The organism is Anabaena sp. AL09, assembly GCF_001672255.1.
GTDB lineage: Bacteria > Cyanobacteriota > Cyanobacteriia > Cyanobacteriales > Nostocaceae > Dolichospermum > Dolichospermum lemmermannii.
In genome coordinates, this window is the sequence record NZ_LJOQ01000006.1 from 52,831 (window position 1) to 74,863 (window position 22,033).

17 protein-coding genes are annotated in these 22,033 nt (G+C 39.7%); all 17 read left to right on the plus strand.

Annotated elements, in window-relative coordinates; all coding sequences use genetic code 11:
* Positions 1–300: 300 nt before the first annotated feature.
* The 17 genes from AN490_RS00900 to AN490_RS00980 all read left to right on the plus strand — a co-directional run bounded on the left by AN490_RS00900 (position 301) and on the right by AN490_RS00980 (position 22,024).
* Entirely contained in the window at positions 301–1,557 is a 1,257-nt protein-coding gene (locus AN490_RS00900; protein ID WP_299999056.1) for a DUF4347 domain-containing protein, read from the plus strand.
* Positions 1,558–1,729: 172 nt separating this feature from the next.
* Positions 1,730–2,563 carry a DUF4082 domain-containing protein gene (locus AN490_RS00905; RefSeq protein WP_299999059.1) on the plus strand — a complete coding sequence of 278 codons (834 nt, stop codon included), beginning with the start codon at positions 1,730–1,732 and terminating at the stop codon, positions 2,561–2,563.
* A complete protein-coding gene (locus AN490_RS00910; RefSeq protein WP_299999061.1) occupies positions 2,542–4,284 on the plus strand; it encodes a N,N-dimethylformamidase beta subunit family domain-containing protein in 1,743 nt (580 codons plus the stop codon). The genes AN490_RS00905 and AN490_RS00910 overlap by 22 nt, the downstream gene beginning before the upstream one ends.
* 51 nt (positions 4,285–4,335) lie before the next feature.
* On the plus strand, positions 4,336–5,994 hold the full coding sequence (locus tag AN490_RS00915; RefSeq protein ID WP_299999063.1) for a glycosyltransferase: 1,659 nt from the start codon (positions 4,336–4,338) through the stop codon (positions 5,992–5,994).
* Between the two features lie 117 nt (positions 5,995–6,111).
* On the plus strand, positions 6,112–7,176 hold the full coding sequence (locus AN490_RS00920; protein WP_299999065.1) for a hypothetical protein: 1,065 nt from the start codon (positions 6,112–6,114) through the stop codon (positions 7,174–7,176).
* A gap of 90 nt (positions 7,177–7,266) precedes the next feature.
* Positions 7,267–9,057: an ABC transporter ATP-binding protein gene (locus AN490_RS00925; RefSeq protein ID WP_299999067.1), complete on the plus strand. Its 1,791-nt coding sequence runs from the start codon at positions 7,267–7,269 to the stop codon at positions 9,055–9,057.
* Between the two features lie 134 nt (positions 9,058–9,191).
* Positions 9,192–10,346, plus strand: a complete 1,155-nt coding sequence (locus tag AN490_RS00930; protein ID WP_299999069.1) for a glycosyltransferase family 4 protein — start codon at positions 9,192–9,194, stop codon at positions 10,344–10,346.
* Between the two features lie 49 nt (positions 10,347–10,395).
* Positions 10,396–11,289, plus strand: a complete 894-nt coding sequence (locus AN490_RS00935) for a glycosyltransferase family 2 protein (protein ID WP_299999072.1) — start codon at positions 10,396–10,398, stop codon at positions 11,287–11,289.
* Positions 11,290–11,385: 96 nt separating this feature from the next.
* Positions 11,386–12,441: a glycosyltransferase gene (locus tag AN490_RS00940; protein ID WP_299999074.1), complete on the plus strand. Its 1,056-nt coding sequence runs from the start codon at positions 11,386–11,388 to the stop codon at positions 12,439–12,441.
* 36 nt (positions 12,442–12,477) lie between these two features.
* A complete protein-coding gene (locus AN490_RS00945; RefSeq protein WP_299999076.1) occupies positions 12,478–13,677 on the plus strand; it encodes a glycosyltransferase in 1,200 nt (399 codons plus the stop codon).
* 11 nt (positions 13,678–13,688) lie between these two features.
* Positions 13,689–15,023 carry a DegT/DnrJ/EryC1/StrS aminotransferase family protein gene (locus AN490_RS00950; protein WP_299999077.1) on the plus strand — a complete coding sequence of 445 codons (1,335 nt, stop codon included), beginning with the start codon at positions 13,689–13,691 and terminating at the stop codon, positions 15,021–15,023.
* 69 nt (positions 15,024–15,092) lie between these two features.
* Positions 15,093–15,251 carry a hypothetical protein gene (locus AN490_RS00955; protein WP_168632566.1) on the plus strand — a complete coding sequence of 53 codons (159 nt, stop codon included), beginning with the start codon at positions 15,093–15,095 and terminating at the stop codon, positions 15,249–15,251.
* 107 nt (positions 15,252–15,358) lie between these two features.
* Positions 15,359–17,035 (plus strand): GMC family oxidoreductase, encoded by a 1,677-nt coding sequence (locus AN490_RS00960; protein ID WP_299999080.1) that lies wholly within the window; start codon positions 15,359–15,361, stop codon positions 17,033–17,035.
* Positions 17,036–17,078: 43 nt separating this feature from the next.
* Positions 17,079–18,125: a hypothetical protein gene (locus tag AN490_RS00965; protein WP_299999082.1), complete on the plus strand. Its 1,047-nt coding sequence runs from the start codon at positions 17,079–17,081 to the stop codon at positions 18,123–18,125.
* 42 nt (positions 18,126–18,167) lie between these two features.
* Positions 18,168–19,304, plus strand: coding sequence for a glycosyltransferase family 1 protein (locus AN490_RS00970; protein WP_299999085.1), 1,137 nt, complete (start codon positions 18,168–18,170; stop codon positions 19,302–19,304).
* 133 nt (positions 19,305–19,437) lie between these two features.
* Complete coding sequence (locus tag AN490_RS00975) at positions 19,438–20,355, plus strand: FkbM family methyltransferase (RefSeq protein WP_299999087.1); 918 nt, start codon at positions 19,438–19,440, stop codon at positions 20,353–20,355.
* A gap of 256 nt (positions 20,356–20,611) precedes the next feature.
* Positions 20,612–22,024, plus strand: coding sequence for a hypothetical protein (locus AN490_RS00980; protein WP_299999089.1), 1,413 nt, complete (start codon positions 20,612–20,614; stop codon positions 22,022–22,024).
* Positions 22,025–22,033 lie beyond the last annotated feature (9 nt).

A 22,033-nucleotide genomic window follows, 5' to 3' on the forward strand; every position in this document is an offset into this window, starting at 1 on the left:
AATTCTTTGCGACTTTGCGTCTTTGCGTGAGCCATATTCATACTCTTAATCCCACCTTCCGCACCCCCTGGTGTCACAATCGGTAATTTCGGATTTTTGAATACCTTGGAGTCCAGTTTTTATACAAAATTTGGGAAATTCTAGATAGCGAACTGCTTGCAGCAGCGCTTCGCTATCGCCAATACCAAATCCCCAAACGACCAATTTTCGTTGTGTGACAGTTTAGGGTGCAGAATGTGGGCTTAATCAGCAACGCCTTCAACCCTGTAAATATACGTGCATAGGAAATAGATAAAACAAATGTTGTTTACAGAAACTGAATCGTCATTGCCATTAAATTCAAACTTATTTATACAATATCGAGATCCCTTACAGGAATCGGCGGTAACAACCATTGCCTTTGTTGATTCAAGAGTTGCTGATGCCATGACTCTCATGGCAGGACTGCAAGCAGATGTTAAAGTTTTTCTCGATCCGACGCGAGACGGTATTGCTCAAATTACCGAAACCTTGGGACATTATCAAAATTTGACAGGTATTGATATTATCTCCCATGGAAATGTCGCTCAAGTACAATTGGGCAACAGTTTTCTGAGTGCAAACTCTCTCCAGCAATACACCCACGAACTAAAACAGTGGGAAGCATCCCTGACTCCAGATGCGGATATTCTGTTTTACGGTTGTAATATTGCGGCAGGAGACTTGGGACAAGCCTTCGTCAAAGAGATCAGTACCTTGACAGGAGGCGATGTTGCGGCTTCTACAGATTTAACGGGTAATTCTGCCTTGGGCGGCAACTGGACCCTGGAGTATGCTACAGGCACTATTGAGACTCAGACACCCTTTACAGATTCCCAGATCAACTCCTACCAGGGGTTATTGGCAAGTGTTTTTACCACGCAAACACCAGCACAATTTAAGACAGATGGAACTGGCAGTGCCGGAGATTATGAGTTGGGGATGGAATTCCGCAGTGGGAAATCTGGACAGATTTCAGCTATTCGCTACTACAAAGCTCCCAGTGAAACAGGTACCCATACTGGTAGAATTTGGTCTTCTACAGGCACCCTGCTGGCAAGCGTAACATTTACCAATGAAACTGCTTCGGGTTGGCAACAGCAAACATTGGCAACTCCATTGAATATTCAAGCCAATACGACTTATGTTGTTTCAGTTAATAGCAACACCTATTACGCCTTTACCAGCAATGGATTGGGGACTACCCTTACCAATGGCGACCTGAGCGCAGTAGCCGATGGCAGTAATGGTGTATATGACGTTACCCCAGGTAGTTTTCCTGCCCAATCCTATCAAAATTCCAACTATTTTCGGGATATTGTCTTTGCTCCCACTGCCCCAAATCCCAATAACAAACCTGGTACAGTCAGCATCGGTGGCACGGCAACGCAAAACCAAACCCTGACAGCAAATGTTGCCGATGCCGATGGATTAACGGGTGTAACCATTAACTATCAGTGGCAACAGAGCAGCAACGGTACTACCTGGACAAATATTACCGGAGCTACTAGCCAAAACAGCCACCTCTGCCATAGGTAATGTTAATGACCCCGGTACGGTTGCTATCAGTGGAGTTACAGCCCAGGGTAACACTCTGACAGCCAATATTGCTGATCCTGATGGGTTAACTGGAGTATCTATCACTTATACGTGGCAGCAAAGCAGCAACGGTACTACCTGGCAGAATATTACCGGAGCTACCAATCAAACATTGACATTAGACAGTAGCCTGATAGGTCAACAGGTTAGAGTAAATGCAACCTATACAGATGCCCTCGGTGGCAGTGAAAATATCTTGAGTTTGGCGAGTAGCCCGATTTCGGCTCTCCTAGAGAGCATTTTTGCCTCGACGACAACGCCAAGCCAACCCAACTTTACAGATGGACCGGGGGTGGACTATGAATTGGGAATGAAATTTACTAGTGCCAAAGCCGGACAGATTCAAGCCATTCGTTACTACAAATCTCCCAGTGAAACCGGCACTCACGTAGGTCGCATTTGGTCAAGTACCGGCACTCTGCTGGCCAACGTGACCTTTACGAATGAAACGGCTTCCGGTTGGCAACAACAGGCTTTGTCAACGCCTGTGACGATTCCAGCCAATACGACCTATGTAGTTTCAGTTAACACCAACGGCTATTATGCCGATACGCCAAACGGATTTGCTACTGCAATTACCAATGGCGACCTTACGGCACCAGTCAGGGCGGGAGTATATAATGAAACTATAAGCGCATTCCCTACTCAGGTCTATCAGAACGAAAATTACTTCCGCGATGTTGTCTTTGCTCCCACTGTCTCCAACCCCAATAACAAACCTGGTACAGTCAGCATCGGTGGCACGGCAACGCAAAACCAAACCCTGACAGCAAATGTTGCCGATGCTGATGGATTAACGGGTGTAACCATTAACTATCAGTGGCAACAGAGCAGCAACGGTACTACCTGGACAAATATTACCGGAGCTACTAGCCAAATGCTCTCGGTAGCAGTGAAAATCCCCTCAGCACAGCTACCTCTGCTGTGGTTAACGTCAACGATCTAGGTACTGTGATCCTGAAGGGTAGTGCAACAATTGGTTATACTCTAGACGAAACGGTTTTTGATAACGATGGGCTAATAGGAGTAAATATCAACTATCAGTGGCAGAAGTTGACAAACAGCATCTGGACGAATATTGCTGGATCAATAGCAAAGTCTCTGACGCTAACAACTGCTCTTTTAGGACAGCAAGTCCGGGTGTTGGCAAGTTACATTGATAACCTGGGCAGTAGTGAAAATGTTGCCAGTGCAGGGGTAACTGTTGCTGCTCAAAATGCGATCGTTGTAGAAAACCAAAAAACAGGAACAACCGCTTGGCAAATTCCTAGCACTAGTCAAGCAACAACTGAGATTGTTGGTTATGGTGACGCAACAAGCATCAATAAAGGACAAGCCATTAATTTTAAAGTCTCCCTTGCCCAAGCTGGACAGTACCGGATTGATGTCTATCGGTTGGGCTACTATGGTGGTACAGGAGGTCGGCTCATTACTAGTATTACCGGGCTTAATGGTGTCGTGCAAGCAGGTCCAACGATTGATTCAAATACCAGATTAGTTGAGTACAAATGGAATACCTCCTATACTTTGCAAACTGGTAATGACTGGACCAGTGGGCTTTACTTTGCTAAGTTGACTGATAGTAGAACGGGTAGGCAGAATTACATCCAGTTTGTGTTGCGGGATGATAATCGTCCGGCTGATATTGGTTTCCAGGATGCTATTGCCACAGCGGCAGCCTATAACAACTATGGTGGTTACAGCCTTTATGGCTTCAATAGTTCCGGTGGACAACGCGCCTATCAGGTCTCCTTTGACCGACCATTCCAGTACAATACCTCTTCTGCCTCAGAACAGTTCAACAATACATTGACCTGGGAGTACAACATGACACGCTGGCTGGAATCTCAGGGCTATGATGTCACCTACTACACTAACCTGGACGCGAGTACCAATCCCTTGCAGCTATATTCTCAGAAAACATTCCTCTCAGTGGGTCACGATGAGTATTGGTCAATGGAACAACGCAATAATGTTGAACAAGCGCGAGATAATGGCACTAACTTGGCATTTTTCTCGGCTAATACTGCTTATTGGCAAGTCCGGTTTGAGCCTTCCACTAGCGGACAAGCTAACCGGGTAATGACTGTCTATAAGGATACGTCGGGGATTGGTACAGGTGCGGCACTCGACCCCATTGCCCAAACTAACCCTGCTGCGGCAACCACGCTGTTCCGTAGTGCTGAAGTCAATCGCCCTGAGAATGCTTTACTGGGGGTTGCATACACTGGGGATATTGGTTCCGGAGGTGTTTACCAAGGTTTTGACTATGTTGTGAGTAATGCCTCCGATCCTTACTATGCCAACACCGGACTTCAGAATGGGGATAAACTTACAGGTTTGGTAGGTTACGAGTGGGATGCCGTATTGAACAACGGCTTTACCCCAGCGGGACTAGTTGTGTTATCACAATCACCAGTTCAACCCCAAGGTGCACTTCCACCTCTTCCTCCAGGAACTAATACAACGATCGCAAATGCGGTGCGTTATACAGCAGCCAGTGGGGCAAAAGTCTTTTCGACAGGCTCTATTCAGTGGATATGGGGCTTAGATAGCGCAGGTGTCACGAATCCTCGGGTTGATTCCCGCGCACAACAAATTGCAGTTAATGTTTTTCTTGATATGGGGGTTAAACCTAAAACTCCATCTGCTGGTATTGTCGTTTGATCATCATTTTCACCTAAGCTGAGTCGAATTTAGTCAAAGAATGATAAAGATATGGGCAATACGTTAACTAATGATCTATTAAGCTGCTGGAGAGAAGAGGGAAATCGCCTGATTCCACAAAACTTTGAGGTATTCCAGAGTCTGATTGCACAGGCAAAAGACTTTGAGCAGTGTGGTAAATATGACATGGCAGCTATTTATGGAGATATGGCAGCCGAATACGCGTCGTTCATGAAACATTGCGGTATTTTTGCCAGTCTAGAACTGGAACATCTTTTCCTGACAATAGGACTAAAGGCTTTAAAAAGTAGTCGTTATCCCATTAAGAGCAGCCCGTTAAATGGAATGCCAAAGAACATACTTCATGTTGTTTCTGGTGTATGGAGTATTGGTGGACATGGCAGGTTGCTTTGGCGCTGGATTCAGCAGGATGATGAGCGATCGCACTCGGTTGTGTTAATCCAACAAGCAGTAGCTGATACCCCTAAAGTGTTGCAAGATGCCGTATTTAACAGTCATGGCAAAATGTATGCACTCAACGAAACAATCGGCAGTTTTATTGCCCGATCTCAGCAACTACGTGAAATTGCTGCATCGTTTGATATGGTTGTTTTACATACAATATTTGACGCTAGTATCCCTACTATTGCATTTGCAAACAAAGAGCAATCTCCACCAATTATTTATGTGAATCATGCTGATGAGCGTTTTTGGGTGGGAGTCGGCATCAGTGATGTAGTGGCTAATCTTCGTGAATCTGGGATGCGCCTATCACAAGAGCGTAGAGGCATTGAAGAGAAACGAAATGAAATTCTGCCGATAGTTTTGAGTCCAACTTTAAGAACGCTTTCTCGAACAGAGGCCAAGAGAGAACTTGGCTTTGCTGAAGACAGCATTATAGTTCTTTCCATTGCCAGGGCAGTTAAGTATAAAAATTCCCATGGTATCAGCTTTGCCGATGCCCATGTTCCATTTCTCAAACAACACAATATGGCGACTTTAATTGTCATTGGACCAGGTGATAGTGAAGACTGGTCATCGGCAATTGCACAAACACAGGGAAGGATTAAAGTGCTTGGACACACACAACACACGTCCGTCTTCTACCAAGCCGCTGATATTTACGTTGACTCCTTTCCCTTTGTCTCAAACACATCTCTATTGGAAGCTGGAAGTTATGGTATTCCTTTAGTCAGTCGCTACCCATACTCCTCCGATGGCTGTGCAATCTTTGGCGCTGATATGCCCGGACTGACTGATAACTTGATTCGTGTGCAGGATCTTGAAGAGTACACAATCGTTTTGTCGCGTTTGGCTGAAGATAAGGAATTCAGGCTATGTCTTGGTGAAAAGACTAGAAAGAAGATTGAGGAGACACATTTAGGAATCAACTGGAAGCGATCCTTAGAAAACTTATATCTCCGGACTACTAATCTTCCTCGTGTAACTTTAACCTCAGAATTAAAAGATCAAATATTCCTTGATGAACCTGATATTTTCTTAGAAAAAGTATTTCCCTTCACCTTTGATCATGACAAATTGATTCTGGATCGAGTGAGATCGATGCCATTCTCAGAAAGGTTTTCTATTTGGTTAAAACAGATAAAAAAGGGAAACTTTGGTCGAATAGGTAATGTTGGCTTCTTATTGCCCGAATGGCTCTATAGATATTTACTGAAATTGGCAAAATTACTCCCTAATTTCAGCTGATGGGCAATTATTGATTAGAGATTCTTCTACTAGGGGCAAACACATAATTCTGCATCATCAAGGTGTCCGATACATAAACTGTTCAGATTACATTCCCAAATAACAAACTAATTAATTTTGTCTGACTACTTCTTTATGCATTTACCGCCAATTTATTTTTACATCCCCGCTGACAAGTTACCTACTTGTGGTTTACCCCAAAACGCTAGTTCTTTCTGGGAGTGGTTGTCTTCCCACCCTTCTATCTCTCCCATGCAAGGTGGTGGCTGTATTTGGACATTACAAACCTATCTTTACCTCAATGACTATGGCTTTCCTTGCAAGCTAGTAGAAACGATGCCTGATGAAGGTATTGTTTTATCTCACCGTGATTTTCTGGATGATTCTATAAAGCCAGGTTCAAAGTTACTGTTGGTGTGTCTGCGGGCAGATGTAGACAGGCATCCCTACGCACAACTTCATGTTGTTCAAAATCCCTATCAAGCAATTCCTAGCCGGTTTATGACACTGTGGGAAAGTCACTTTATCCCCCATTGGCCACAGCCTTCTATTATTCCTCGGAATCCACAACGGGTCAATACCTTTGAAAATGTGACTTTTTTAGGGAATGAAGTCAACTTAGTCTCTGAATTTTACGATCGCTCTTGGTATGATCATCTTCAAGATTTAGGGTTGAAATTTCAGAAGAAGTTGAATCATCATGAATGGCATGATTACAGTGACATTGATGTAATTCTAGCCATAAGAAGTTTTGGTGACCAAAACGATTGGCGCGGAAAACCTGCCTCAAAACTTTATAACGCATGGCACGCAGGTGTACCAGCAATTCTAAGTTATGAATCTGCTTTTCAATCGGAGCGAAAAAGCGATTTAGATTATCTGGAGGCGACTTCACTCAAGGAGGTTATTTCATCTCTCAAACAGCTTCAGGATAATCAGGAACTGCGCCGGGCAATGATTGAAAATGGCTGGCTTCGTGCCAAGGAAACAGACCCAGATAATATGGTCAAAAAGTGGCAATATTTTCTGACTAAGGTTGCAACACCAGCCTATAAAAAGTGGTGTTCAATGCCTCATTGGCAACAGCAGGTTTTCTTTGATGCACGACGATCATTTATGGAATTACGTCCAGCTTATTACCATTTTAAGAGCCAACTATCTAATTCGGCAAAAAAACATTAATAATAGACTTAGTTTATGTGTTGCAAAGCTAAAAAAATTAGAGTTACTCTTACATCTTCGTAAATTTAATTCATTTGAAATTAAACACCCATGACTCATTTTCTCACCAAGCTTTTATATATTACAAAAGGCAATCACAAGTCGCTTATAGCGATGCTTTTTCTATTCATCCTTGTTTCTGGCTTAGAAGTTTTTGGAACTGGAATGATTGCGCCATTTATGGCGATCGCTGTCAGTCCAGACTCAATCAAAAATATTTATTGGTTAGATTTTATTTACAAACAGTTGCATTTTAACTCAGAACAGAAATTTTTGATCATTCTAGGATCTGTAGTTATTATTGCTTTTTATCTAAAAGCATTCTTGGCTTTTAATGCTCAAAAAGCAGTGTTCAAATTTAGCTCTAGTTTAAAAAGAGAACTATCTTGTAAACTCCTAAAATCATATATCGAAGCTCCTTATAGCTACCACCTACGGATTAATTCAGCAACACTTATTCAGAATATCACTAACACAACAGATGCCGTTTCTATTGGTGTAGTATCTACATTTTTGACATTTATCTCTAATACTGTAATCGTCCTGGCATTAATGCTGCTTTTAATCAAAACTAATGCGATCGCCTTAATTCTTATTGCGGTGCTGCTACTTATTTCTTTTGGATTGTTGCATCCAATGAAAGACCGTTTAGCTCGTTGGAGTAAAGAGGGGTTTCATGCTTATGGGGAGATGATTCGGATTACAAATCATGGATTAGGGGGATTGAAAGAAACTCGTATTATTGGTTGCGAATCCTATTTTGAGGATCAGATGGAGGAGCAGTCAAAAATTTATGCCAAAAGTAACACTTTAGCTTCATCCTATGGTAATCTTCCCCGCTTTGTACTTGAGCCGTTAATGATGAGTTTCTTAATAGGCTTTACATTTTTATTTATCACCTTAAATCAAGATAAAACGCAAAATCTGACTGGGGTTTTAGGAATTTTTGCACTCGCCTCAGTTCGTCTACTACCGGCTGTTGGAAATTTAATATCTGGCATTAATGTAATTAGAAGTAGCAGTTATTCTCTAGATAGACTATTTTTCGATTTTAAAGAATTGGAAACAGAAAAGCTGATAACTAACTTTGATTCTGCTAGAGTTTCTAACAAATTATTGCCAAAAGGGCAGCAAACATTTCGATTTGCTGATAAAGTTATTTTAGATAAGATCACTTTTCACTATCCAAACACTACAAGAAATGTACTAGAAGATATTTCCCTATCTATTCGCAAGGGAGAGTCTATTGGACTAATTGGTAAGTCTGGTGCTGGTAAAACCACTTTGGTTGATGTTATTCTCGGTCTTTTTCTCCCTCAATTTGGAGATATCAAAGTTGACGGAGTTTCAGTTTATAGCGATTTACGCTCATGGCAGAATATGCTTGGCTATGTTCCCCAATCTATATTTTTGATTGACGATACCCTTGAACGAAATATTGCTTATGGAGTTGCTGATCATTTAATTGACCAAAATAAATTAAAGAAAGCGATTGCAATGGCTCAACTCAGTGAAGTAGTCAAGCAACTTCCAGAAGGGGTGAAAACTCTTATTGGTGAACGGGGAGTTCTCTTATCAGGAGGACAACGCCAAAGAGTGGGAATTGCGCGGGTACTTTATCACGAGAGAGAAATACTAGTTTTTGATGAAGCCACCGCCGCTTTAGATAGTGAAACAGAACATCTGATTACTGAAGCCACAAAAGCTTTAACTGGTAGTAAGACAATCATTATTATTGCTCACCGTCTTTCCACAATTGAGCATTGCGATTGTATTTATCAACTTGAACAGGGTCGAATTCTCAAATCAGGCAGTTACCAGGAAGTGATTGTAGGCAGATAAGGAATTATGTCATTTTTCATCCAATTTTAAAATTATCTCACTGCTTTAATGACTCCTGACCAGAGGCAGGAACCAAAAAAGTTTTTAAACCTTAGATTTCCTCTGATATTTATGCAGAAAGGATTGAAATATCAATGAGAATAGCCTACGTTACTCCTTTCAATGCAACAACTTTAGCGGTTCGAGACAATTGGTCAGGAATCGGTTATTATATGGCTCAGGCTCTTAAACAACAATCTATACCTCTTGAGTATATTGGTCCTTTAGAAGATAGATTAGCCCTACAAGTTATGCGTAAATTTAAGAATCGTTACCATAAGTTTTTGGGAAATAACTATATAAAAGATTCAGAACTGTTGATTTATAAAGACTATGCCAGACAAATTTCTGCAAAGTTGTCTAACACTAAAGTTGATGTTGTATTTAGTGCAGCAAGTAATCCAATTACCTATCTTGAATGTAATCAGCCGATAGTTTTTTGGGCAGATGCTACTTTTGCCAACCTGATAGATTTTTACCCTTTGTACAGTAATCTTTGTCAGGAATCTTTCCAGAATGCACATTTGATGGAAACTATGAGTTTAAAAAAATCTAAATTAGCAATTTATTCCTCTGAATGGGCAGCCCAAACAGCTATTGATTATTATCAAGCCGAGCCAGATAAAGTCAAAGTAGTAACTTTTGGAGCTAATGTTGAAAGTAATCTAAATATTGCTGAAATTAAAAATCTGATTGCATCTAGACCTACAAATCAATGTAAATTGCTGTTTCTAGGGATTGATTGGTTTCGCAAAGGAGGAAATGTGGCTCTAGAAGTAGCTAAAAAGTTGAATAATTCAGGTTTGAATACAGAATTAACAGTTGTTGGTTGCCAACCTATTGTAGAAGGTTCTCTCCCTGATTTTGTTAAGCCTCTGGGTTTTATTCAAAAATCTACTCCTGAAGGTAAAAATAAAATTTATCAGCTAATTGCTAATTCACACTTCTTAATTCTGCCTTCAATTGCTGATTGTACACCTATAGTTTTTTGTGAAGCAAATTCATTAGGTGTCCCTTGTATTTCTCGAAAAGTTGGGGGAATTCCCAGCATCATTAAAGATGATTTGAACGGTAAATTATTTGATAAAGATAGCGATTCTACTGAATATTGCGAATATATTTATAACTTATTTATGAATTATTCAGAGTATCAGAATCTAGCTCTTTCTGCTTTCCATGAGTATGAGTCACGCCTCAATTGGAAAGTGGCAGGAGAGAAGATCAAAGAGTTACTTACGACAATTATTTGAGTTATTTTGTAAAAAATTGCCAAAATTTAAACAATAATAGGACTTTATCATGAATAATTTTGACAAAAAAATAGAATTTGACTTTAAAGTATCAGTTTGTATTTGTACCAGAAATCGTCCTCAAGAACTGAGTAAAGCTTTACATTCTGTTGAACGTTCCACCTATCCTGCCTTTGAAGTAATTGTGTCCGATGATAGTACAAATGATGAGACGAAAAGCCTCATTATTTCCCATTTTCCCACAGTGAAATATCTAGATGGTCCACGTAAAGGCTTAGGTGCAAACAGAAATAATATATTGAAAGCGGTAACAGGCTCACAGGTACTTTTTATTGATGATGACGTAATTTTAAATGATAATTTCTTAGAACTAGTGTGCAATAAATTAGCAAAAATTGCTGAACAAGAAAATCTTGATAAACTTATTATCAGTGGCATTGAAAATAAAAATGGTCAACTTGTCTTTCCCGGAGAACAAAGTTTTGTAGGATGGCAGAATGTTAGTTATAAAGAAGGTGATACCATCAAAACAGTTGTGATTAATAGTGCAGTTTTCCCTGCCTCTTTATTCACAAATACTTTATTTGATGAGAAATTAGTCTACGGAAATGATGAAGTTGATTTAACAACTAGAGCAATTGAGAAAGGATTTAAAATTATTCTTTTACCAGAAGCAATTAATTTTCATTTTCCCTCAGAAATTAATCGTAAATACTATGAACCTTATCATGATGCCAGCCGTATTTATGTGACATTTAAGCGATATTTTGCTACGGAGAATAGTAAATTAAAAGCCCTGGTTTATCTTCCTTATGCCATTATTCATGCAGCAGCTTTTAATTTAAGGTATCGGGGTATAGAAGGTCTTATTGGTACTCTTAGACATACTTTTCCCAAATCCTTTACGTTCATAATGGAATTTCTGACTGTTGATAGTATTTGAAATTTAGGATTTATAAAATTTAAGGAAATTTAGTTATTGTTTTTATGATGGAAAGACTTGGAAAAATTAGCCTGATCTAAGCATTGAGGATTTAATATGAACGATAATCTGACTGTTAGTATTATTATCAACAATTACAACTACGATCGCTTTCTCCCAGAGGCAATCAATAGCGCCATTAACCAAACCTATCCTCATACAGAAATTATTGTTGTTGATGATGGTTCAACTGACAATTCTCGTGATATTATTGCCGGATATGGCGATCGCATCATTCCCATCTTCCAACCCAATAGCAAACAAGCTGCGGCTTTCAATAGCGGGTTTGCCAAAAGTAAGGGCGATATCATTATTTTTCTAGATGCGGACGATTATTTATTCCCTTATGCAGTTGAAGAAATCGTTGCTATCTGGAAACCAGAACTTTCTAAAGTTCACTATCGCTTAACAGTTGTTGATAAGATTGGAAAATCTCTTGGTTACTCTTCTCCCCAAGGATCTGCCCCTCTTTCCAATGGAGAGGTGTCAAAAATCCTCTTAGATCAAGGTGGATATGTCAGCACTCCCACTAGCGGTAATGCCCTAAATCCGCAGGTTCTGGAAAAGCTTTTTCCCATTCCTGATGAATATAAACTTACCGCAGATGACTATTTATCTTTCCAAGTTCCTTTTTATGGTGATGTTGCTGCCATAGAAAAACCACTGGGTGCTTACAGAATTCATGATACAAATCAGTGGGCATTGGCAACAGTAACGGCTGCTCGATTTCAACGCTTTGTGCGCCATGATTTACAGAACTTTGCTTTGTTAACCCAGAAAGCCAAAGCATTGGGCTATGAAGTTCCTACTGATTTAGAACAACGCTCACTCGGACGCTTATGGTCGCGGATTATTTCTTTACGCCTAGATCCTCACAAGCATCCAGTTCCGAGCGATCGCCCACTAAATTTAATTTACTCCGGAATTCGTTGTCTCTGGAAATACTCAGACTTTAATTGGCAAAAGCGACTTTTCTACAGCCTCTGGTTTATCTGGGTGGGATTGATGCCATTACCTCTAGCTGAACCGGCAATTACATGGTTGTATGCACCACAACACCGACCCAAGTTAGTTGATTGGACTGTGACTAAAATTCGGGCGCTGATTGCCTAAACAAATCGTTTTTTGAATACTAACCAACTAAAATAAATGAGGCTAAAACAAAAACACCGTGACAATTTGCCCACAGCCCAAATTAATATAACAGCCAAAGTTTTAAAAGTTCTTTTTGTCAGTCATGCCTATGTTGTCGGTGTTAACCAGGGCAAATTGAATGCCATCGCACAGCAGGAAAATATTGAAGTCGCTCTTCTAGCTCCCAGTAACTGGAAAGCCTTGGAATGGGATCGTCTCATCCCACTAGAACGCCCTTATTCTCATCTGCATCTCTATTCGGCTCCCGTGATGTTTTCGGGACGGGTGGGAGCGCATTTATATGCCCCTTGGGTCATCTGGAAAGTATTGCAAGATTTTCAACCCGATCTGATCCAAATCGAGGAAGAAGTCTTTTCCATCTGCGCTTTCGAGGTCGCCATTTTAGCTCGCATCACCAACAAACCGATTATCATCTTTGGCTGGGAAAATCAATTGCGCCAGTTACCATTAGCTCGTTGGCAGATATGCAAATTTGTCTTGAATAGTTCCAGTGCAATTATCTCCGGTAATCAAGACGGAGCTAATGTGATGGAAAAGTGGAACTATCGTGGCTTATTAGAAGTAATGCCGCAAATGGGAGTTGATCCAGAGTTTTTTGCCCCATCCATAAAATCACCCACAGCCAATACATCTACTTTTAAGATCGGCTTTCTCGGTCGTTTAGCTCACAGCAAAGGAATTGACCTAATTTTTAGAGCAGTTGCTCAATTACGCGATAGCGGCATCAATAGTCAAATTATTCTCTGTGGTTCTGGCTCTGAAGAAACAGCACTGCGAAAACTAGCCGAAAATCTGCAAATTAGCGATCGCATCGTCTGGCGAGGCGCAGTTCCTCATCAGCAAGCCCCCGCAGAACTGAGCCAATTTGATGTCTTAGTATTACCTTCTCGCTCAACCCCAACGTGGAAGGAACAATTCGGTCATGTTCTCATAGAAGCTATGTCTATGGGAATTCCCGTCATCGGCTCAAATTCAGGTGAGATTCCCAATGTCATTGGTCGTGCTGATTTGATATTTCCAGAAGAAGATCACAAAGCATTGGCTGATATCCTCGCCAGACTAATCAACGATGCTGAATGGAGACAAGAAATTGCCCGCTATGGTATGGCGCGAGTACACCAACTTTACACCCATGAACAAATTGCCCATAGATTAATCTCTTTATGGCAAACTATTCTCCTTCAACCCTGTTAATAAGGATATATATGTTCAATTTTAGCCCTAATCCTAAGAATCGCCTTTATACAAATCTCAACAGCTACCTCACATTTTTGAACTACATCCTAGTTGGAAGATTATGGCCAGACAGCAAAAAAATTGACTTGTTTGAGCAGGTACTTTGCGAGAGATTTAAAACTGATTACGCAGTTTGTGTTTATCAATGTCGCCTGGGGATATATTTAGCTATCAAAGCCTTAATCAAGCCTGGACAAGAAGTAATTTTGTCGCCCTATACAATTGTTGATGTAATCAACATGGTAATTTTTGCGGGAGGTCGTCCCGTATTTGCTGATATTGAAATAGAGACTTGTAATATTTCTGCGGCTGAAGTAAAGCGTTTAATTAATCCTAATACTGGGGCAGTCTTGATTACTCATTTACATGGGCTTGCGGCTGAAGCACATCACATTAAAGAAATTTGCGATCGCTACAATATCCCGATAATTGAAGATGCCGCTCAATCATTTGGCGTACAAGAACAAGAAAAACCAGTTGGTACTATTGGTGATGTTGGTGTATTTAGTTTGGAAATGCACAAAAATCTACCTACGTTTCTTGGAGGAGTTGTAGTTTCTCATCGCCAAGATGTGATTGAGAAAATTCGTTCGGAATTAAAGGAATTTTCCCATCCTCCCCTGCCTGGTATTACCCAAAAAGTTAAAAAAGGGTTGATACATGATATTGCTAGTTCGCCTATTCTTTTTCAACTTTTAACCTACCCAATTCTGCGGTTCAGTTATCTCAATAATATTGAATTTGTTAACAGTAAAGTTAGGAGAAAACCTCAAGAAAGTAAACCAGCAAAAGAACTTCCTGATATTTACAAATCTCAATTTACCTCATTACAAGCTAGTCTTGGTTTGTCACAGATTAAAAATGTTGATCGGAATATCAAAACCAGAATCGAATATGCCCATATTTATTATGAAGGGCTAAAAGATATTCATGGTTTAATCTTACCTCCCCTCCGTAATGATGGCTCTCATACCTACCTTTGGTTTCCAGTTCTCTATTCTCACAGAGATGATCTACTCAAGTTTATGTTTGAGCAAGGTCGAGATATCGCCGCAGGTCATTTTACCAGTACCGCAGATTCACCTCGATTTGAGGAGTTTTATCGGGATTGCCCCAACGCCAAACAAGTTGAGAAAGAGTTATTGTACTTGCCAACCTATCCTAGCTACTCCCTCCGTGAAGTGGAAAAAAATATTGAGGTCATCCTCAAGTATTTTGCTGCCAAAGCAACCCCCACTATTGAAAACAAGCCCCGACGATTAGAAATCGCTGCTATACAAACTAAGTCCGCCTGCGCGGACTAAGACTACATTGAGGATTTGTCTATGTAGTTGTGACTTCCAATCGCTTGGATCATCAGGAACTTTCAATGTATGCACTCTCTCAAACAATCGGTTCGTCTGCATTCCCTAGATACTTTTCGCGGCATCACAATTGCCGGGATGCTTTTTGTCAATATAGCTAGTCTTGCCCCTGGGATTCATCCGTGGTTATCCCATTCATATTGGCAAGTTAAGGCTAATAATAAGTAATTGGTGATAAAAGCCTTATTTTCATCCTGTTCATCCTTTAATCCTGGATATCCTGATTCTGACAATGTGGCAACTTACGTTATTAAACTAAAGGTATAATCATAAAAATGTTTATTGATGCAGAAAATCTTGAAAATGAAACTACTTTCAGAGCAGATATTGCAATAGTTGGCTCAGGTCCGGCTGGTATTGTTTTAGCCTTAGAGTTAGCTAAGGCAGGATACGAAGTTGCTCTCATCGAGAGTGGACGTTTACATTTCTCCGAGGAGATTCAAAATCTTGGTGAAGCCAGTCATTTTGATCCCACTTTGCATGCACCCATGTCAGAATGTACTCGCAGACAATTGGGAGGAACATCCATCATTTGGGGTGGGCGTTGTTTGCCTTACGACCCTGTGGATTTTGATCAGCGACCTTATATTCAGAATTCAGATTGGCCTATCACTTATCAAGAAATTGCAGGTTACTTTCAAAGGGCGTGTGACTATTTCTTTTGTGGTCAGTCAGAGTTTAATATCAAAAATATCTCCAACATCCAGCAGAAATCCATTGTTCCAGGATTACCTGATGCAGAGGTACTTAACTCAACCCTAGAAAGATGGTCTCTCCCTACCAACTTTGGTAAAGAATATTTTCATGATTTGCAGCAGTCCCAAAAGATCAAACTACTTTATGGCTTAACTTGCACTGAAATTGAAACTAATGAACAAGGCACTCAGGTTGAGTTACTTCATGCCAAAACCTTGGGAGGTAAGAATATTTGGGTGAAATGTCAAAAGTATGTACTGGCAGGTGGTGCATTAAACACTACTCGTCTACTACTTGCCTCTGATCGGCAGCATCCAGGTGGCATCGGCAACCATAGTGGACTTTTAGGAAAGTTCTACATGGGGCATCTTTCGGGAGATATTGCCCTTATACATTTCACCAGACCACCCAAGGATACTGTTTTTGGATTTGATCGAGATCCAGACAAAATTTATGTGCGTCGTCGTTTCTCCTTCACTCGTGAGTTCTTACATGAAAAACAACTTCCCAATATTGTAGCTTGGCTAGGATCTCCCAAATTTGGTGATCCATCTCATCAAAATGGCGTTTTATCTTCTGCCTATTTAGCCTTAAATATGCCCGTGTTGAGAAATTATTTAACCTCAACAGCAATGCGAAAAGCTGCGATAGGAAAAGAGAATCAGGGGGTCTATCGAGCGCATATTATGAATGTTTTGAAAGACTTTAAACAGGCTATCGCTTTTGTTCCTCGTTTTGGCTATGGGCGATATATTGCCAAAAGAAAAATTCCGGCCTTGTTTGTCTACAGTGCTGCTAATGAATATCCTTTGCACTATCACAGTGAGCAGATACCCAACCCCAATAGCGCTGTCACCCTATCAGATGAAAGGGATGCAATAGGAATGCGAAGACTGAATATCAATCTTCAGTTCACACAGCAAGATATAGACGGTGTGGTTCAAGCTCATAAATATTGGGATCAGTACCTCAGAGAGCATAACTGTGGTTATTTAAAGTATGTAACTGATGATCCTGAATCTAGCGTCTGGGAACAGGCTGGAGATGGATTTCATCAAGTTGGGACAACGCGAATGTCAGAACATCCCCAAGATGGTGTTGTCGGAACTAACTGCAACGTTCATGGCGTAGATAATTTATTTGTTGCCAGTAGTTCTATTTTCGTAACTTCTGGTCAAGCCAATTCCACATTTATGATCGTGGCATTTGCTTTGAGATTAGCAGACCATTTGAAGAAGATTAAGAAAAAAGTTTGATCGGTAAATATCTTTTTGGCTATTTTTAAAGGAGGAGATAGAGATGCGTAACAATTTAGAACTAATGCTAATTGAATCGGCTAAATTCTCAAAAAATGATATCTGCGTTATTACAGGTAATGCACCTAGTCTGTTTCCAAAGATTAAGAATATTTTGCTGCAAAAAGTTTTTAAAGTAATCACATTAGTCATCATGCATATTGATTTAGGGATAAAAATCAATATGCATAAAGATAAAGATGCAGTGATCATATATGCTTTCTCAACAGAATTTCTGTTTTTATCTTTCTTAGTTTCTTTTTGGACTCAAAATGTTTATCTAGTAAACAATCACAATGTTCAACAAGCTTATGAAAACCCATTCATGAATTTCATGCTCAAGATGTATCACAATCTAAAATACAAATTTATTATCCTGGAAACTTCTTCTATTTTAATGGATTTAGGTTATAAAAAACAAGAATTAGAAAGACATATATCATTACCTCATTCTGTTGTTAATAGTGGAACAATTGCCAATGAATATGAGTTATCTGATGATCAGGAAATGAGCAAGAAAAAAGTTGGCATTATTGGAGAATCAAGGAAAGGAAAAAATTTTTCTAATACCCTGAATTTAATGTTAAAGATTGCTAAGAATTCAGATATTTTACTTATTATTGGTACTGATGATTTTTCATGTTTTAACGGGATGGATTTAGAGGGAATTAAGTTGATTGATACATCTACTAATGATGCCTATATGGCTGCTTTATCAGCCTGTGATATTATTGTATTGAATTATGAAAAATCAAAGTATTTTTACAGATGTAGTGGTGTTGCTGGGGATGCAATTAATGTAGGAACTTATGTCGTCTGTCCAGATTTTCCTTTGATGAGTAGTCAAGTTAACTATCCAACAAAAGTTGGAGTAGTTTATCAAGACGAGACAGATTTAGAACTAGCTATACAGCAAGCTTTAGCATTAACTTTTAACTCTGATAATTCTACATTTGAAAGTCATTATATGCAGCGTTCTCTAGCTAAGACTGCCGCTATTCTAGATCAGGCTATTCAAGCTAATTCTCAACTAGAAATAGTCATGATTTAAGTAGTATTGGAAATATCAAATCAATTTATTTGGAGATATGTAATGCGAATAATGATTGTGCGACGAGTACCAGGATCTACGTTTAGTCTAGAGGTCTATGCTGACAACCTAGTAGCAGGATTAAAGACAGTGCGACCAAATTGGGAAATTGCCGAAATTGCTCCCATTCCTTGGAATAGCTCTGACAAACTCTATCTATCAGGCTTAGGTATTAAAAAATATTATGAAACTTTTTGGCGACATCCCCGCGCTGTCTCTCAATTAGAGGCAGATATTTTTCATGTAATTGACCAAAGCGATGCTCATATCGTCTATGGACTACATCGAGCTAATAAGCCTGTAGTTGTCACCTGTCATGACTTGGTGCATTTCATCTATCCAGAAATTTTGCGAGATCAATCACGGATTCCCGCATTGAGTACGGCTATGTGGAAATATTCAGTAAGTGGGATGGAAAAAGCAAATCATGTAATTGCAGTTTCTAGCAATACGGCTGAAGATGTCACCCGGATGTTAGAGATTAAGCCAAGCAAAATCACTGTTGCTCTCAATGGCATAAGTTCAGAATTTCAAGTGCTTCCTAATCCAGAAGTGGCCGAGATTCGTAAGCAGTATACGCAATCACCTGAAACTTTTTGCTTGCTGAATGTTGGTAGCACCCATCAACGCAAAAACATTTTGACAGTCCTGCGAGTATTAAAAGATTTAAAAGAACAGGGATTTCCAATATGTCTATGGAAAACAGGAGATAGATTTACGCAGGAGCAACAAGCCTTTATTCAAGCGCACGATCTGGAATCATATATTTTCAATTTAGGTAATCCAGACAAAGCCCGTCTAGTGCAAATTTACAATGCCGCTGATGTGCTTTTAGCTCCCTCTTTATATGAAGGATTTGGATTAACAATTGTGGAAGCAATGGCTTGTGGTACTCCTGTGATTACTTCTAATGTTTCATCTTTGCCAGAAGTAGTAGGAGATGCGGGGATAATGATAGATCCCAATTGTCCGCAAGCGATCGCAGATGCAGTGATTGAGCTTTATAAAAACCCCGTTCTCTATGCAAACTTAATTGAGAAAGGACTATCTAGGTCACAGTTTTTTAACTGGCAAAATACAGCAGAACAGGTAGCGACGATTTATGAGAAAACTTTTGTAACCTATAGGAATCTTCAATAATTTATAAAAAAATCAACTGTAAATTTTGCCAATTTGTCTACAATAACCCATACATTAGTGTTAATTTACAACTAGATAATTATTTAAAAGAGATTAGTAATATTTATCTTTTGAAATTAGATATTGAGGGGGTATGAAAAATATGATTTTGACTACTTTGCGTGCATTCACAAAGCATTATCCATTTCAGCAACCACGGGCAAGTTTATTGAGCAAACTACCAGATGTACCAAATAACTTTGGGGAATTTGAAGCCAAATATGGTATAAAATATGCTGCTTACCCATGCGGACAAGATTATATTGTTAAGAACTTATTCTGGTTTGGAGACTTTGAAACCTGGATTACTGTTGTAATTGGTCGTCTCATTCAGTCTGGGGATATTGTGTGTGACATAGGTGCAAATATTGGCGACACATCTCTCCAAATTTTGCCATATGTGGGTTCATCAGGTCATATTTATTGTTTTGAACCTGTTCCTCGACTGCAAGAATGTCTGATGGAAAATTTGAAGGCAAATTGCATTTCTTGCGTCACCTTAATTCCAAAAGCTCTGTCAAATTACTCTGGACAAATAACAATGACAGTGGAATCGGTGCAACCTGGATGGTCACATATTAAAAAAGACGATGAAGATACTACTCTTCCACACTTCGCTATCAAGAGATCAACTCGCGAAAATATCAAGGTAGATGTTACTACTTTTGATGCCTGGTTAGAGGAAAATAATATATCTCAGGTAGCTCTTTGCAAGATAGATGTTGAAGGACATGAGCTTGAGGTATTTGAGGGGATGAAAAAAGCCCTTCATGAACATAAAATCGGAAGCATTGTTTTTGAACGACATGAGAATTGTAATGCTACAGATCCAGTTGTTCAGCTTCTTCATAGTTATGATTATAAACTTTTCAGAATATACAAAAGCTTTCTTAAAACGGAGGTTGTAGACTTGCTAAGTGATCGAACTTATTTACGGGGAACATCTGATTATGTTGCAGTTCTAAAAGGCAGCGTATTCGAGGAACGTTTAAGTTATCTAATTAGGCATTAATGAATTTTGAAGGCACTATCACAGGGAGCATCCACTTTTGGCGGATAGCCTTTTTTAGATGAACCATATAGTAGGGTTTTTGGAGTGCGAGAATTATGTTTCTTCCAAAAGTGGATGCTCCCCTACCACATCTCATTGAGAATCAGTATAAATTACATATATTACTCTATCTCCTGTTTTGACTCTATCAAGGTTTATTTATTGCATCAAATGGAAAAATTCTATATACATTCTCCAGTCATACAGTAGGCAAATTATGTATTTGCATCCACCCACAACTAAGAAACCAAAAAAGAAAGGATGGATTGATAATACAAGCTTAATTATCCTTGCCTTTTCCGTAGTTTTCTACTCCCGTATTTTTTGTGCCATTACTCACGCTCCTTCAATTTTTAACCTTGCTCACTTCGCAGTTGTTCCCTTTGTTTTAGGAGTTGTATTATTTACCAGTCGGGCAAAAGATCGCAAACAAATTAATATTGCCTATTCTTTTGTATTAGGACTTTTGATTTTTCTAGTTGCAGTTTTAGCTAGTGCATTATGGAATAACACAGGCTTAATTAATGCCGTCGTCTCTTTCATGATGCTGGCAGAACCTTTCATGTTTCTGCTGGCTATAGTCTGTATTCCCATGTCTTTTGAATCCATTACCCGCATCAAGAAGTGGCTGATGTGGTCTGTTTTGATTAACTTTGTCCTCGCTGCTGTCCAAAAACCTCTAATTGATGCAGGAAAACTCTATGCGAAGGGACTCAATGGAACAGACGGATGTGGCGGAGTTTTTTTCCCTACCGGGGCTGGTAATTATGTATCCGCTTCGGTATCAATTGCCTTTGCTTTATACTTCTTCACTAATGAAAAGAGTTTTCCGCTATGGATGAGAATCGGGGCAGTTATCGCTGGTTTTTGGCAGATTCTCTTTTCCGATTCCAAACAACTTTTACTTGCTTATTTAGTTGCCTGGATTCTTCTAATCTTAGTGAATTCAAAGGATTTTGGTAAAACGATCAAATTTCTGAGTGCGATCACTTTCTTCGGATACGGATTTCTTTGGTGCGTACAAAATTTAGAAGCATTTGCTGGATTTACGGCCTGGGCGCGACCGGAACTTTACGGATCAGACGGTCAAGCTTGGTATGCCAAATTCTACTCGGTGCATTCTATTTTATCTCATTATCAATCCTATCTGAATTGGTTGTTTGGTCTAGGTCCTGGACATACTGTCAGCCGTCTAGGAGTATGGTTTCTTAGAGATTATTGGTCTATACTCGGACCACTAGGTGCTACCACCAATCCAATTAGTCAGGAAGCAATGGATTTTGTCAATAGTTTTTGGCTTTGTTATAGTTCCAGTCTCTTCAGCCCCATTTTTGGTTGGGCTGGAATATGGGGAGATTTAGGGCTTTTGGGTGTAGGAGCATACCTATTTCTATGGTATTTAACTTGGCAACATTTTGGTCTAGATGATTCCTTAAAAGTTACTTTACTAACTGTTCTCGTGATGGGTTTTATTTTTACTCAAATGGAAGAACCAGGCTTCATGCTTTCTATTGCTTTTATTCTAGGACTAGCATGGCAAGAACAACGACTGAAGAAACAGACGCGGCAGAGGCACAGTACAGAGCAGGGGGGATATTTCTTGTCTCTTACCTGGACAGAAGAGTGTTAATTACTCAAT

Bases quoted from the DNA above. Each gene is read 5' to 3' on its own strand.
- AN490_RS00925 (WP_299999067.1), top strand. From the start codon at position 7,267: ATGACTCATTTTCTCACCAAGCTTTTATATATTACAAAAGGCAATCAC.
- AN490_RS00900 (WP_299999056.1), top strand. From the start codon at position 301: ATGTTGTTTACAGAAACTGAATCGTCATTGCCATTAAATTCAAACTTA.
- AN490_RS00980 (WP_299999089.1), top strand. From the start codon at position 20,612: ATGTATTTGCATCCACCCACAACTAAGAAACCAAAAAAGAAAGGATGG.
- AN490_RS00915 (WP_299999063.1), top strand. From the start codon at position 4,336: ATGGGCAATACGTTAACTAATGATCTATTAAGCTGCTGGAGAGAAGAG.
- AN490_RS00935 (WP_299999072.1), top strand. From the start codon at position 10,396: ATGAATAATTTTGACAAAAAAATAGAATTTGACTTTAAAGTATCAGTT.
- AN490_RS00940 (WP_299999074.1), top strand. From the start codon at position 11,386: ATGAACGATAATCTGACTGTTAGTATTATTATCAACAATTACAACTAC.
- AN490_RS00965 (WP_299999082.1), top strand. From the start codon at position 17,079: ATGCGTAACAATTTAGAACTAATGCTAATTGAATCGGCTAAATTCTCA.
- AN490_RS00970 (WP_299999085.1), top strand. From the start codon at position 18,168: ATGCGAATAATGATTGTGCGACGAGTACCAGGATCTACGTTTAGTCTA.
- AN490_RS00960 (WP_299999080.1), top strand. From the start codon at position 15,359: ATGTTTATTGATGCAGAAAATCTTGAAAATGAAACTACTTTCAGAGCA.
- AN490_RS00930 (WP_299999069.1), top strand. From the start codon at position 9,192: ATGAGAATAGCCTACGTTACTCCTTTCAATGCAACAACTTTAGCGGTT.
- AN490_RS00955 (WP_168632566.1), top strand. From the start codon at position 15,093: ATGCACTCTCTCAAACAATCGGTTCGTCTGCATTCCCTAGATACTTTT.
- AN490_RS00975 (WP_299999087.1), top strand. From the start codon at position 19,438: ATGAAAAATATGATTTTGACTACTTTGCGTGCATTCACAAAGCATTAT.
- AN490_RS00945 (WP_299999076.1), top strand. From the start codon at position 12,478: ATGAGGCTAAAACAAAAACACCGTGACAATTTGCCCACAGCCCAAATT.
- AN490_RS00950 (WP_299999077.1), top strand. From the start codon at position 13,689: ATGTTCAATTTTAGCCCTAATCCTAAGAATCGCCTTTATACAAATCTC.